At 47.8% G+C, this 699-nt stretch carries 1 protein-coding gene; it reads right to left on the reverse strand.

The window, feature by feature from the left end:
• Window positions 1-635 (reverse strand): aminotransferase class III-fold pyridoxal phosphate-dependent enzyme (locus V5G28_RS01060; protein ID WP_336229413.1); only part of this gene is annotated, 635 nt, incomplete at its 3' end.
• Between the last annotated feature and the right edge of the window lie 64 nt (window positions 636-699).

Here is a 699-nt window from a genome sequence, read left to right on the forward strand (position 1 = left end):
GGCGGTAGCATTGTGGGAAATAATTGTTTTTCCAGGTAATCTAGGCTAGCGTGAGTCCCGTAGGGAATGTGCGTTACACCTGGAAGCAGAGGACCAAAGTTTGCTCGCTGTACTGTTTTGGAAGCCGTAAGGGACATCGCGCCATAAGTGCGTCCGTGGAATGCTCCCAAAAAGGCAACTATCAGGGAACGCCCGGTGTAATACCGAGCAAGTTTAATTGCTCCTTCGTTAGATTCTGTTCCCGAATTGCTAAAAAATACCCTTGCACCATTGGGAAAGGGGGCGCGGATAGCTAATTTCTCCGCAAGTTCCACCATTGGTTCATAGTAAAAATCAGTCCCCGACATATGCAGCAGCATTGCAGCTTGCTCTTGAATAGCTTGCACAACTTCCGGGTGCGCGTGTCCAGTGGCGGTAACCGCAATTCCTGCAGTCATATCTAAAAATACATTACCGTCCACATCTTCCACCATACACCCTTCACCGCGAGCGACAACTAACGGGTAGTCACGGGTGTAGGAAGGAGAAGTGACAGCACGATCGCGTTCTACAATAGCTTTGGCACGAGGACCGGGTAAGGATGTAACTATGTGAGGCGATCGCGGTAAAGCTATATCAATAGGGATACTTAACATAGTTGTATTAGATTTTTTAAGATTATTTCTGATTAAACGGTGAGAGGCGATCGCTTGCAGTAGC

Origin of the sequence: Scytonema sp. PRP1 (assembly GCF_036697665.2) — a bacterium.
Lineage (GTDB): Bacteria > Cyanobacteriota > Cyanobacteriia > Cyanobacteriales > Nostocaceae > Kalymmatonema > Kalymmatonema gypsitolerans.